Here is a 13,161-nt window from a genome sequence, read left to right as displayed (position 1 = left end):
AAGTTATTTGGCGAAATGTGAGCGGGTCACTACGCTATCCCCATTATGAAAGAAAGGCCTTGATAACTCAAGGCCTTTCCCCATTAAATTAAGAAACCTTTTTATCGCCCATTCTTGCGGTCATCAGTGCTTTAGCCAAGAGCTGGTTATTGGAGTAGAGATCAATCTCAATATTGCAGTGTTTTTTCGCCACCAGCAGTAATTTGACGGTAATGCGAACTTCCGTCCCTACAGGGATGGGCTGCAATTGATAGAAGGTAAAGTTCTCTGTGATCGCATCTAGTCGATATTGCTTTCGCAGAGCGATGTATCCGGCCATATTCATTAAAGTTACCAAAACTCCGGGACTGGCAGAGCCAAATTCGTTGACCATAAACCGGGTGATCTCACCTTCGATAGTCAGATACTCGGGATCCTCCACATAGCGGAAGCCGCTTAAAATCAAATTATCCACGGTTTCCCCGAACTGAGGCTGCTTCTGGATCTGCTGATAAGCTTCCAGAACATCCTGCAAGCTGATGATGCCGATCAGCGCCCCTTGGTCAACCACCGCGGCAATCTCCCACCCTTCCCAAAGCATAATCCGGGAAATATGGGTCACGGAGTCTTCCCTGCCCACCACGTAAGGATTAGGATTCATCACTTCCACCACGGAAGTATTCATCTCTGCCCCGGCTACATCGATGGCTGTAATCATGCCGACCACAATATTCTCCTCGTTGACAACGGGGAAGCGGCTATGGGTTGTTCTTTGGGAAAGATCATGCCAATCTCCCACTGTAGCAAGGGTGGTCAAATAATTAACATCCTTGACCATAATATCCTCAACCAAAATGAGCTCCTTTTCAATCAAACGATCGTAAAGGGCACGGTTGATCATGGTGGTCACAGCAAAGGTATCATAAGGGGACTGAATAATGGTGAGATGTTTTTCTTTGGCCAATTGAAGAATATCTTCTTGAGGTTCAAACCCTCCGGTGATCAAGAGAGGTGAGCCTTTCTCCAAGGCAAGCAATTGGGCATCGTGACGGTTTCCGACGATACACAAAGAGTTGTCTTCTAAGTACCTCTCCATGGCATCCAATTCCATAGCTGCAATCAAAAACTTATTGGGGGAATTGTCCAGACTTTCAAAGCCACAGAGTACAATCCCTTCCGCAATTTGCGAGACTTCACGCAAGGTTAAATCTTCAATACGCCGTTCCTTGGCTCCTTCGATGCGGATCGTCCCCACTTTGGGGATGGAACGAACATACCCTTTATTCTCTGCTTCTTTAATTGCCCGGTAAGCGGTTCCTTCACTGACGTCCAGCTCTTTGGCAATAAAGCGTACAGATACCTTGCTCCCTATAGTAAGGCCTTCAATAAAACTTAAAATTTGTTGATGTTTCGTCTGACTCAATCGTAACGCTCCCTACTTTATAAAGCGATTTTCAGACTCAATTATACCACATCTGGTGGTCTGAAAGGCATATTCCTCGTCATTTTGAAAAATATTTTGTCGAATCTGTTACTGTTATATAATTCAAAACCAGGCTAATCCTGAAGATTCCCGTTTTCCTGTTGACTCCTGCTTTTCATCCGCTGAGTCATTAAGCCGCCGATTTTTCCTGCGTCTTTGGCGGAAAGAGAATGCCATCCCTTGATACGAACCTGATCGATAAGGCCTAATTCCGCAGCAATCTCCATTTTCAACCCTTCCAGAGGATCCGTTCTTTTCAGCTTAACGTTTTTCCCTTTCATCACATCATCCCCCTGCTCATCCCTTGTTCATCAAAATACGGACAGAGATGCCTTTTTTCAATGGGTTGTTGTTTTAAGCGACAGCGACCCTCAACGTAGTAATAACAATTGGCAGTACAAGGTCTTCGTGTCATTGTGAATCAACTCCTTAAAGAGAGTTTCTCCGAAACACCAATAAAAAATACCCACCCTGTATGGTAGGTATTAAACAACAACTTTTTAAATTATAAGCGACTCACCTGGCGCTAAAATCTCCCCTTTGCTGGCAGGGAACTTTCGTTTCAGAAGTTCAATAAACTCTTGAGGGTCCTGTTGAATAAGGGGGAAAGTATTATAATGCATGGGAATCAAATATTTTGGCCTTAAAAGGGTAGCGGCATAGACTGCTTCCTCCTGGCCCATGGTGTAATTATCTCCGATAGGCAGTATGGCCGCTTCCAAGGGGTGTCGTCGTCCGATAAGCTCCATATCCCCAAAAAGCCCCGTATCCCCTGCATGGTAAATCCACTTACCATCCATTCGGATCAAAAATCCGCAGGCAACACCGGCATAAATGAAGGATTCTTCCTCCCCTTGCGGTTCAAACACAGATCCATGTAAAGCTTGAGTCAAACGTACCGTTCCAAAATTAAAGGTATGTTTACCGCCAATATGCATGGCATGGGTATTAGCCCCATACTTGGCGCATAGGCGGGCCAGCTCAAATACACAAATAATGGGAGCTCCAGTCTTTTGAGAAAGCTTGATAGCATCCCCCAAATGATCGGAATGCCCATGGGAAACCAAAATCGCATCAAGGTGAGTGAAATGTTCCGGCCCCACATCCGCTGTAGGGTTCCCGCTCAGGAAAGGATCGATCAGGATTCTTCCCTTCTCTCCAATCACTTCGAAGCAAGCATGGCCATGAAAGCGAATTTCCATTGTTACCACTCCTTAAGGTTAGCTCATCAACACTCATTATTCTATCATTTGCTATGTCTGCGGCTCATGGCAGTGAGTAATGTAGTACGACGCATCAAAATGATAATCAACAAAGCAAAATCGGCAGTCAATAAAGCAGCCGCCCAAATCCAGGATCCCAAGGCTCCTAAAACAGCCGCCATCCCAAAGCACCCGCTCATGGCATAGAGCAATAACACAGCCTGACGCTGACTGAGGCCCGCATCCAACAAGCGGTGATGAAGATGTCCCCGATCCGCCGTGGCGATGGAATGGCCTCGCAATTTTCTGCGGATAATGGCAAAGGTCATATCGGTCAAAGGCATGCCTAACACAAGGAGAGGAAAAACCAATCCCAGGACAGTGGCCGTTTTCAGCAATCCCATAATGGAGATTCCACCGATAATATATCCCAAAAACATACTCCCGGAATCACCCATAAACACCCGGGCAGGGTGAAAATTAAAAAATAAAAATCCTAAGGCCGCCCCCGCCAAAGCCAGGGTAAGATGTGCTTCTGCTACTTCATTGATGCGGATCGCAGACCAGCAAAGCAGAAGTGCTGCTTCAAAGCAAATCCCTGCGGCCAGACCGTCCAAACCATCGGAAATATTCACTGTATTAACCAGTCCCACAATCCAAAAGACCGCTAAGACCAGGCCCAGCCATCCTAAACCAATGGACGCAAAATCCAATTTCACCCCTATTATAGGAAGAGAAATCTGATTCATAGAAAAACCGAAGAAAATCAAAAGAGCTGCCGCAACAACCTGCCATACCAATTTAACCATGGGGCGCAGGTCAAATATATCGTCCACAACTCCTACGATGACAATGATGGTACTGCCAAAAAACAGTCCCCAAATCTGCCGATCCCAAATACCCATAAGAATAACGGCGATCCAGAAAGCCGCGTAGATGGCAATTCCGCCGATACGTGGAACAGGGGTTTTATGAACGCGGCGACCTCCAGGGTAATCGATGGCTCCCCAACGTCTTCCCAGTTTCATGGACAAAGGAGTGGCTATGATCGCGATGATTAAGGCGATAGCAAATGTTAAAGCAAACGTCATTTCTTTTCCTCCAGAGTAAGTCAATACTATACCCACGATTTGCTTATATTACTCTCCTTACGGCATGGGATCCTAGATGAGTTCCGGGTTCCCCCACTGACGCAAGGCTTCGTACACTACCACAGCTACTGAATTGGAAAGGTTTAAGGACCGGGCGCCGGCAATCATGGGAAGGCGAAGGGTCGACTCCGGATACCGTGCCAGAATTTCCGGAGAGAGTCCCTTGGTTTCTTTACCAAAGAGAAGATACCCTCCCTGCTGGTATTGAATATCCGTATGGAGGCGTTGTGCTTTTGTAGTCGCTAAGTACCGGGGACCCTCCGGATTTTTTTCTTCGAATTCGGCATAGTTCTCGTAGACTCTAATATCCAGCATATCCCAGTAATCTAATCCGGCTCGTTTTAAATGTTTATCACTTATTTCAAAACCTAAGGGTTTGACCAGATGCAAGGTAGCTCCCGTAGCGGCGCAAAGTCTTGCCACATTGCCTGTATTGGGCGGAATCTCTGGTTCGACTAGAACAATATTTAGCATGAATAGACATATCCTTTCACAATGCGAGATAAATCATCACTCTATTATACCCCAAATCTTAAAAATGCCCAAGATTGTCTCATGAATTTGTCCAAAAACCAGGCGGATTCTGCCCGAAGAACGTTAACAATAGAGTGCTTTCGTGATATTATATTTTTCAAGAGTCCTCTCCCCTTCTTCATTTCTTATCCTTTTATCCAAAGTGTATAGTCTTTGTTGTACACCAATGTGTCCTATAGTGTAATTCCTATTTTTTTCTTGTTGTATTACAGAATAGTGTGATATGATGTTTTAAAATTAGACGAAAGGAGTTTGTTCATGCTCACACATGATGAACGTAAGCTTCTCGAACTCATTGCCCAGGATTTCCGCTTGTCCACTAAAGAGCTTTCGATTCAGACCGGCTTGTCGGAAGAATTTATAGAAGAGCGCATTAAGCAATGGGAAGAAGAAAAGGTTATTGCTCAATACTCTCCACTGATCAATTGGGAGCGGACCGGTGAACCCATAGTGACAGCTTTAATCGATGTTAAAGTTCTTCCTCAGAGAGGTTATGGATTCGATAAAATAGCCCGCCGTCTTCAGAAATTCCCTGAGATCAAAGCAGTTTACCTGATGTCCGGAGGGTATGACCTTTCCCTTTTAATTGAGGGCAGAACCATGCAGGAAGTGGCCTTATTTGTGGCGGAAAAGCTTGCTCCCCTGGAGCATGTCACCGACACAACCACCCATTTTATCCTTAGGCGCTATAAAGAAAATGGAGTAGAGCTCCTTGGAGAGGACGATATTCCTGAAAGGCTGGTGATTTCACCGTGAATCAGTATCTTTCACCTATCGCGGCGAATTTGCCCCCCTCAGGAATTCGAAAATTCTTTGACCTGGTCTCAACTATGAAAAATGTTATTTCCCTCGGTGTCGGTGAACCGGATTTCGTAACTCCGTGGACAGTGAGAGAAAGCGGCATTTTCTCCCTTGAGCAAGGCCAAACCATGTATACCAGCAACTCCGGACTTCTGGAGTTACGTCAGGCCCTTTCTTGGAATATGGAGAAAAAGCTGGGCCTTGAATACAACCCCAATGATGAAATCCTGATTACCGTAGGCGCCAGCGAAGCCGTGGATCTGGCTATGCGCGCACTGCTCAGTCCAGGGGATGCCCTCCTGCTTACAGACCCTGCCTACGTCTCCTATGGTCCATGTGCTACCCTTGCCGGTGCCGAAGTTCATTATATCCCCACCCGGGAAGAGGAAGATTTCCGTCTGCGGGTAGAGGATCTGGAGCGGGTCTATACCCCCAACGCTAAGGTTTTGGTACTTTCCTATCCTAATAACCCTACCGGGGCTATTATGACCTGGGAAGATTACCAACCTATTGCTAAGTTTGTTCAGGATCATGATCTGATTGTCCTGTCCGATGAGATCTATTCGGATTTGAGTTACAGCGGCAGCCATACGGCCTTTGCCAGCTTGCCCAATATGAGAAACCGCACTTTACATATCAGTGGTTTTTCCAAATCCTATGCCATGACCGGCTGGAGAATCGGCTATGTGGCAGGACATCATGACTTTATTCAGGCCATGACCCGGATCCACCAGTACACTATGCTCTGTGCACCCATCACCGCTCAGTTGGCCGCTTTAGAAGCCGTCCGCTCCGCCGAACAGGCTATGCAGGATATGGTGGCGACCTATGACCGCCGCCGCCGTCTAATGGTTCATGGCTTCCGTAAAATGGGCCTTTCTTGTTTCGAGCCTCTTGGCGCTTTCTATACCTTCCCCAGCATTAAAGCTACCGGCATGACCTCGGAGGAATTTGCCAATGAGCTCCTGAAGGAAGAAAAGGTGGCCGTGGTTCCCGGCACAGCCTTCGGCCCCTCGGGAGAGGGACATATCCGCTGCTCCTATGCTTACTCCACGGAGCAGATTCAGGAAGCTTTAACGCGGATGGAGCGATTTGTCAGCAAACGAATCGGGTAGGAACTTTTACAGTAAACATCAAAATACGCTGGATAGTGCCTATTGAACATGCTGTTCTTGGCCTATTCCAGCGTATTTTACTTTTCCGGGCCGGCTGAAAGCCTTCTGGTGTTATTCCATACGCTCGTTAGGCAAGTACTATTTGGATCTGCTTGCCGCATTTCGATATATTTCATGAACCGGATTGCAGGAAGCTAAAACCGCTTTCTTGGTTTAAGAGAATCCATAACTTCCAATTCCACATTAAAGGTGATCGTCCCCTCCAAATACTCCGCCCAGATCTTTCCTTCATGCAGTTCTACTATTCTCTTGGCAATTGCGAGCCCAAGACCGGACCCTTCATTGTCTTTTCGTGATTGATCAATTCTATAAAATTTTTCAAATAGCTTATCAGGGTTTTCTGATATAATTTTCTCCGTTTTGTTAGAGATAGAAACAATAGCCCGATTATTTACGCAATGAAGCTTTACATTTATTTCAGACGGTTTTGAACTATATTTTTTTGCATTTTCCAAGATGTTATCAAATACGCGTACTAATTTTTCCACATCGGCATTAATATTGACGTCCTCTGACGGAATGTCCCTGTTGATCTCTAAGCCTTCCCGGTTAAATATAGGCACATACTCTCCAACCAACTGCTCCAATAAACCGCCAATCTCAACATTGACTTTGTTGAGCTTGGTTCCTGGAGTTGTAAGTTTTGTATACTCAAATAATTCATTGATTAGTGATTGAAGGTCTTGTGACTTGTGATAGATTGTAGTTATATATTCATTAAATTGTTCCTCATTTTCATATTCCTTTCGCCTCAGCAGATCAATATATCCGATGATTGAAGTAAGAGGAGTTCGCAGATCATGAGAGACATTTGATATAAGTTCGTCTTTTGCTGTCTCAATTTCTTTTTCCCTTTCTCTTCTGGCCCTTAACTCTCTTGACATAGAATTAATACTCTCACTAAGCTCAGCAAGCTCATCATTTCCACGAATTTCTATAGTAGAAGCCAGATCTTCATTTGATATTTTCTTAACTCGCTCTGCGATATACTTTATATATATCACTTTTCTATTTATTATTACTAAGAAACTCAATACAAATACTCCTAATACAAATAAGAAGATAGCAAAACTATCACTTATCCCTATAAAATCAAATATATAAGATGAAAGTACTGATATAGTAAAGCAAACTCCGATTGTAAGCAAAAGCTTTAAACTGATTTTTGAGGTGATAACATTTTTCTTCATATTTTATAACCTACTCCCCAGACTGTTTTTATATAAACAGGGTTTTTAGGGTTATCTTCTATCTTTTCTCGTATTTTAGTTATATGAACCATAACATTATTATCAGATTTTAAATAATCTTCTTTCCACACATTTTCATAAATTTTGCTCATACTTAGTACAATACCTTTATTACGGGCTAAAAGCTCCAATATATCAAATTCCTTCGGTGTAAGCCTTACATTCTTTGATCCCACATAAACTTGACGGTTATCAGTATTGATGGTTAAGTCTCCTATTTCAATTACACTGCTTTCTATAGTTGCATCCTTATTATACTTTTTATACCTTCTCAGCTGGGATTTTACTCTAGCTATCAGTTCCATAGGATTAAAAGGCTTGGATATATAGTCATCAGCCCCCGAAGAAAGTCCATATATTTTATCGAATTCCTCAGATTTTGCAGAGACCATTATGATAGGCATATTTTTTTCTTCCCTAATCTTCATACACGCCTCAATACCATCCATTTTAGGCATCATTATATCCAGTATTATTAAATCAAAATCATTTTCTTTTAAGTGGTTCAATGCTTCCATGGCATCGTTTGCCTTTATGGTTTTATAGCCTTCATTTTGTAGATAAATAGAAATCAAATTCTGAATCTTATCGTCATCGTCTACTATCAATATTTTTTCATTCATTCTTGCAACACTCTCCTATTTTATATATGGCGTCTGCAACAAAACACATATGCAGGTGGGATGTTTCTCAATTCCCAACTAACGGCTATTTTATTAAAGTATTGCTTTATAAATTTCTTCTTCAACAATGTATATTGAAAAGTAATGAATTTCCCATTATTTCCCAGGAGGTTTTGCGCCTCTGATAAAATCTTTGAGGATACATTGCTGGAGAGGCTGGCAAATGGAAGGCCGGAAACAATATAATCTACATATGGGATATTATATTCTGATAAATAATTACCCATGTATTCAGCAGAGTCATTTATAATATATAGATTGGGTTCATTTTTATATTTGTCTCTGAGTATTTTGCAGAAATTGTAATCATATTCAAACAACATGATTACAGTATCGGCTTTTCTATTTCTTACTATATTTTCGGTGAAAATACCTGTGCCAGGGCCTAACTCTACTATATATTTAGCATTTTCAAAATCCAAGCCTTCAATCATTTTATCTGCAAGATATTTTGAACTGGGTAGAATTGCTCCTACAGTTCTAGGTTTTTTAAAATATTGCTTTAAAAAAACCAACTTCTCCATAATAGTACTCCTTTATATAAGAATTTAATTATAGATTAAGTTCAAAATAGAAAGAAATACTTATGAAAAACCTTAAGAATTCTTAATTTAACTAGTTGTGAAGTAATAATCATGCATTTAAAAAAACAAGACAGGAACGGTATTGTACCATTCCTGCCCATGAAGCAATCCCTAGAATTTATTTTCATATGATTATACGGTATAATTTGTGTCAAATTGTACGAAACGGGGCGAAAAATATGGTACTGACAGATAAGGTAGCTCCTAAAGGTTGAAGCAAATTTTACTTTTAGGAGGATAATCATGAAATTTATTAAAATAAACATGGAACAGTGGGATCGCAGAGAGCATTTTGAACATTATTTAAACATGTAAAATGCGGATTTAGTATTACAGAAAATATTGATATCACGAAGCTTCTAGCCATGAGCAAGGCAAAGGAATTTGCTTTTTATCCTCTTGTTCTGTATATGGCCTCAGTTGGGGTAAATGCTCAAATGGAATTGCGAACTTATGTCAATGAGTCTGGAGTAGTTGGATACTGGGAACAAGTCCACCCATCGTATACGAATTTTCATAAGAACACTCATACCTTTTCGACTCTTTGGACGGAATATTCGAAAGAATTTAAGGTGTTTTATCATAATTATCAGGTGGATATGCACTTGTACGGAAATGATCATGGTTATTATAAACCATTTTATTGCATTGTAAATTTTGAATTTCATATAAAAAAGGAAGCATACATTCTGCTTCCTTTTTTATTTTCTCTGGTACATTTTCTCCTACTGTTTTAATCATATATAAACGCCCTCCGGATATTAATAACCGATTGGACCTTTAAATGTGGGAAATTTTATACCAATAATAACCTTATATGGCAGCAGTAGCATATTTTAAGGTTTTGGGAACCATATTATTAAATACATCGATTTAACCAGATAAGGGAGATTCTATATGGAATACGACATTCTCTTGCGGACAGTATTGGCATTCTTTGCTCTATTAATCCTGACCCGGCTTTTAGGAAAAAAACAACTCAGCCATCTTACTTTTTTTAATTATATTACAGGCATAACTTTTGGGAATATTGCCGCAGGACTTGCAAGTGACAAAACAGTAAAGACGATGGAAGGTTTAGTCAGTTTGATTCTTTGGACCGCATTAACCATTTTGGTTGAGTTTATCAGTTTAAAGTCAGTAAAGCTCAGAAAAATTTTAAGTGGGGAGCCGACTATTGTTATTAAAAAAGGAAAAATTCAACCAAAGGTTATGTCCAGGATGAGATTAAGTTTGGACCACTTAATGACAATGCTTAGAAATAACAATGTTTTTTCGCTCAAAGAAGTAGACTACGCGATAATTGAAACTGATGGTAAACTTAGCGTGTACAAAAAGCAGGCACACCAAACCGTTACTAAACAAGATATGAACATTCCGCAGACAAAGAGTTTACATATTCCAACCGAGATTATTATTGAAGGTAAAATAGTTAAAAAAACCCTTTTGGAGTATGACCTCAGTTACCAGTGGGTATATCAGGAACTAAGAAAAGCTGGGATCGATTCAGTCAGTGAAGTATTTTATGCTGAAATTCAGAGTGACGGCCAACTCTTTATTGACAAATATTATAAAGAAGGTACTTCCCCTTAATATATATTTATTTCTAGTGTGATGATTGAGTAGAAGAGGTGCCGATAGAGCTTTTCTACGATAGATGGCATCATTATTGGGATTTATTGACACGGAAGCTGCCATAGTATAAGATTTGTCTCAGAAGAAAAGCGAAGAACAGAAAGATTCCAGAATGGGGAAAAAGTAAGGGAACTTCATTTTGCATGAATGCAAAGGGGGGATGAAAATGGCCAAGCTGACAAAAGAGTTTTTCAGCGGCAACGAGGTATTAATCCTCGGTTATCCGCTCCAAAAAGATCCTTCGATGAAGATGATCCTATCGGCTTTTGTGAAAAACAACATACGGGTCTACGCCATGAATGCCGATACGACCGGTGATCTGGACATCAAAATCTATAAAAGTTTTGACGAGCTGTCCAGAGTACCAAAATGCGCGTACATTTACCTCGCGAAAGGCAAGATCGCGCCATGGATCACGGTCATGAAAGAAAACGGCGTCCAGAGAGTTCTGTTTCACAGTAAAAAGGACGTCGAGCCGGCAGATATTGAAACGTGCCGTAAGGCAGGTCTGGAACCTGCCGTGGCCTGCCCGATGATGCTGCTCGGCAACGGTATTCATAAGCTCCATAAATTCCTGGCCGGCGTTTAATCAGGAGTCAAAAAAGGACTGTGCTCTGCATAGTCCCTTTTTTCATATGGAATAATAGTAAAAAAAGACTTTTCGAGCAGGGAATGTCTTTCTTAAGTTTAAACTATAAACTGGAATTTGACTGCTTCATATTAAGCTTATACTATGTATTCAGAACTAAAATGAACGCGGAAAACTATATGAAACGCTGATTTATTTTAGCCGCTTCCTCATCACAAGTTTCTGTTCAGTTTCATACTTGTTATTCAATTTCTACCATGCAAATTAGTGGAACAGATAATGAGTCATCGACTTTGTGGTAGCAATGCCTATTCCTCGAACTATGCTATTTTTATGTGGTACAGATTAAAACCATATTGCTTTTACAATCAAATATAAAATGACTAACCAAAGAGCAACAATGGGTAGAGCATAATACCATTTTTTCGGCTTTCCGCCCTGCCATAGTCCTTCGGATTCATTTCGACATTGCTCAAAAACGTCATGGGGAATCAGCTTGATCGTCAACGCCACTAGCATGGGCAGGATAATTAAATCATCCAGATAACCGAGCACCGGAATAAAATCTGGAATAATGTCAATGGGCGATAAAGCGTAAACGATGGTAAACCCTGCGCATATTTTTGCAAGTACCGGCGTTTCCTTTTTCTTTAAAGAGAGAAACACTGCGGGAATATCCTTTTTTAACTTTTTTGCTCTTTCTTTTAAGGTCATGGATTTTCCCCTTTATTAAGCAATTTCATCATGAGTATTTGAAATTTCCAGCGCGAAAGCCTCATTCTTTTCGCACATGGGCAAAACCCATACCGACTGACCTAAAGTTCGCCGGCCCATTCGTAAATATCACCGAATATACTTATGAATCTTCTTAAATGAAACAGATCAAAATCGCCTTTAGAGTACATACTACTTATCTGCCCTGTCAAAATAAGGTTGGACTAGCTTAGGGATGTCCTGCTCAGCTCGTTCTTCCACCCAGCTTTGCAGACGAGGGTCCTGTAGATTCTTTAAGGCAATATAAGCATTCCTTTGGAGTATCCCCTTTCCCCTCCATCCAGCTGCTGTCCCTCTCCATTGTTGATTGAATTGACTTTTAGTTAGGTTCAGGGTTTCCCAGAGGTCCACTCCCCTCCGTCCTTCCTTCCTCAACTCTGCTTGACTATCACCCTTGACCTTATCCAGGTCGATGGGTTCCTCTTCCCCAGCCAATCTTAATCGGTTATGAGGACAGGCTTCCTGGCAGGTATCACACCCAAAGATCCGATTGCCTAAGGCCGCTCTTTGCTGCTCTGTTAAAGGCTCCTTGCTTTGGGTCAGGTAAGAAAGACATTGATTGGCTCGAAAATGCATTGCCCCTAAAATTTGTGCCGGGCAAACTGCAATGCATCGCGTACAATTTCCGCATTGACCATCAAGAGGTTCATCCGGCGGTAAAGCTCTATCTAAGAGCATTAACCCTAAGGCCACAAAAGAACCAACCCCGGGAACAATCAACTGCTGATTCTTCCCTATCCACCCCAGCCCAGCCCTGGCGGCTAAAGCCCGTTCATTAAGGGGGCCTGTATCCACCTGGGTTTGAGGGTTTTCTCCCCTCCACCCTGCTTCCCCAAGGGAATCGGCCAATCGGCACAAGGCTCTCCTAACCTGACTATGATAATCCTCTCCCACCGCCGATCTAGCCAGAACCCCTTCTCCCCTTTGGGGCGGACTCGAATAAGCCAGAGGATAGGCCAAAACCACCACGGTCTCACAGGCCGGCCAAATTGCTTTAGGATCCACTCTTTTTCGGAGTTCCTTCTCCTCAAAAGATGTATGATAACCTTGAGCACTGCGCTCCTCCAAAAATCCGTACAACCCTTCAATAGGTTCGGCATGGGTAAACCCTACAGCAGCAAAACCTGACTCTAAAGCCAAATGTCGTATACGCTCTTTCCATAGTGCCCCTTCTTTTTCCTCCACCGAAATCCCCCCTCTCTATAAATCCTTCGCTAACGGAACAAAGGACTCTGAATCCATCTATTCAAAGTCCTTACTTCTCTCTTGAATAATCTTATTTTATTTCATTTCATGATAAATCTCAAATCAATGGATTTAA

Annotated in this window: 15 protein-coding genes; 5 read left to right on the top strand and 10 right to left on the bottom strand. The window is 42.0% G+C overall.

Annotated elements, in window-relative coordinates:
• Positions 1–88: 88 nt before the first annotated feature.
• The 5 genes from DESDE_RS09395 to DESDE_RS09375 form a co-directional block, all read right to left on the bottom strand.
• On the bottom strand, positions 89–1,402 hold the full coding sequence (locus DESDE_RS09395) for a DRTGG domain-containing protein (protein ID WP_014793802.1): 1,314 nt from the start codon (positions 1,400–1,402) through the stop codon (positions 89–91).
• 134 nt (positions 1,403–1,536) lie between these two features.
• Entirely contained in the window at positions 1,537–1,743 is a 207-nt protein-coding gene (locus DESDE_RS09390) for an alpha/beta-type small acid-soluble spore protein (RefSeq protein WP_014793801.1), read from the bottom strand.
• Between the two features lie 219 nt (positions 1,744–1,962).
• Positions 1,963–2,664 (bottom strand): metal-dependent hydrolase, encoded by a 702-nt coding sequence (locus DESDE_RS09385; RefSeq protein WP_014793799.1) that lies wholly within the window; start codon positions 2,662–2,664, stop codon positions 1,963–1,965.
• Between the two features lie 44 nt (positions 2,665–2,708).
• Positions 2,709–3,755 (bottom strand): MraY family glycosyltransferase, encoded by a 1,047-nt coding sequence (locus DESDE_RS09380; RefSeq protein ID WP_014793798.1) that lies wholly within the window; start codon positions 3,753–3,755, stop codon positions 2,709–2,711.
• Positions 3,756–3,827: 72 nt separating this feature from the next.
• Positions 3,828–4,289: a tRNA (cytidine(34)-2'-O)-methyltransferase gene (locus DESDE_RS09375; protein WP_014793797.1), complete on the bottom strand. Its 462-nt coding sequence runs from the start codon at positions 4,287–4,289 to the stop codon at positions 3,828–3,830.
• Between the two features lie 318 nt (positions 4,290–4,607).
• Between DESDE_RS09375 and DESDE_RS09370 the strand changes: the two genes are divergently transcribed.
• Both DESDE_RS09370 and DESDE_RS09365 read left to right on the top strand, forming a co-directional pair.
• A complete protein-coding gene (locus DESDE_RS09370; RefSeq protein ID WP_014793796.1) occupies positions 4,608–5,105 on the top strand; it encodes an Lrp/AsnC family transcriptional regulator in 498 nt (165 codons plus the stop codon).
• On the top strand, positions 5,102–6,265 hold the full coding sequence (locus tag DESDE_RS09365) for an aminotransferase class I/II-fold pyridoxal phosphate-dependent enzyme (protein ID WP_014793795.1): 1,164 nt from the start codon (positions 5,102–5,104) through the stop codon (positions 6,263–6,265). Before DESDE_RS09370 ends, DESDE_RS09365 begins: the two co-directional genes overlap by 4 nt.
• A gap of 194 nt (positions 6,266–6,459) precedes the next feature.
• On the opposite strand, the gene DESDE_RS09360 is transcribed toward DESDE_RS09365, so the two are convergent.
• Genes DESDE_RS09360 through DESDE_RS09350 form a run of 3 tightly spaced genes read right to left on the bottom strand, consistent with a single transcriptional unit; the run spans position 6,460 to position 8,782 of the window.
• On the bottom strand, positions 6,460–7,515 hold the full coding sequence (locus tag DESDE_RS09360; RefSeq protein WP_014793794.1) for a HAMP domain-containing sensor histidine kinase: 1,056 nt from the start codon (positions 7,513–7,515) through the stop codon (positions 6,460–6,462).
• Complete coding sequence (locus DESDE_RS09355; RefSeq protein WP_014793793.1) at positions 7,512–8,198, bottom strand: response regulator transcription factor; 687 nt, start codon at positions 8,196–8,198, stop codon at positions 7,512–7,514. The genes DESDE_RS09360 and DESDE_RS09355 overlap by 4 nt, the downstream gene beginning before the upstream one ends.
• Positions 8,199–8,218: 20 nt before the next feature.
• Positions 8,219–8,782: a class I SAM-dependent methyltransferase gene (locus DESDE_RS09350; protein ID WP_014793792.1), complete on the bottom strand. Its 564-nt coding sequence runs from the start codon at positions 8,780–8,782 to the stop codon at positions 8,219–8,221.
• A 425-nt stretch (positions 8,783–9,207) separates the two neighbouring features.
• Between DESDE_RS09350 and DESDE_RS22990 the strand changes: the two genes are divergently transcribed.
• The 3 genes from DESDE_RS22990 to DESDE_RS09335 all read left to right on the top strand — a co-directional run bounded on the left by DESDE_RS22990 (position 9,208) and on the right by DESDE_RS09335 (position 11,066).
• Complete coding sequence (locus DESDE_RS22990; RefSeq protein WP_050981827.1) at positions 9,208–9,579, top strand: CatA-like O-acetyltransferase; 372 nt, start codon at positions 9,208–9,210, stop codon at positions 9,577–9,579.
• Positions 9,580–9,739: 160 nt separating this feature from the next.
• Positions 9,740–10,435 carry a DUF421 domain-containing protein gene (locus DESDE_RS09340; protein WP_014793791.1) on the top strand — a complete coding sequence of 232 codons (696 nt, stop codon included), beginning with the start codon at positions 9,740–9,742 and terminating at the stop codon, positions 10,433–10,435.
• 208 nt (positions 10,436–10,643) lie between these two features.
• Positions 10,644–11,066: a hypothetical protein gene (locus tag DESDE_RS09335; RefSeq protein ID WP_014793790.1), complete on the top strand. Its 423-nt coding sequence runs from the start codon at positions 10,644–10,646 to the stop codon at positions 11,064–11,066.
• A 345-nt stretch (positions 11,067–11,411) separates the two neighbouring features.
• Here the strand turns inward: DESDE_RS09335 and DESDE_RS09330 are convergent, their stop codons facing one another.
• Positions 11,412–11,780, bottom strand: a complete 369-nt coding sequence (locus tag DESDE_RS09330; RefSeq protein ID WP_014793789.1) for a YkvA family protein — start codon at positions 11,778–11,780, stop codon at positions 11,412–11,414.
• Between the two features lie 192 nt (positions 11,781–11,972).
• Positions 11,973–13,025, bottom strand: coding sequence for a tRNA epoxyqueuosine(34) reductase QueG (queG, locus tag DESDE_RS09325; protein ID WP_014793788.1), 1,053 nt, complete (start codon positions 13,023–13,025; stop codon positions 11,973–11,975).
• Positions 13,026–13,161: the final 136 nt, after the last annotated feature.

This window comes from Desulfitobacterium dehalogenans ATCC 51507 (genome assembly GCF_000243155.2).
GTDB classification, from domain to species: domain Bacteria; phylum Bacillota; class Desulfitobacteriia; order Desulfitobacteriales; family Desulfitobacteriaceae; genus Desulfitobacterium; species Desulfitobacterium dehalogenans.
The sequence above is the reverse complement of the archived record's forward strand: the minus strand, read 5'-3'. Positions and strand labels throughout refer to the sequence as shown.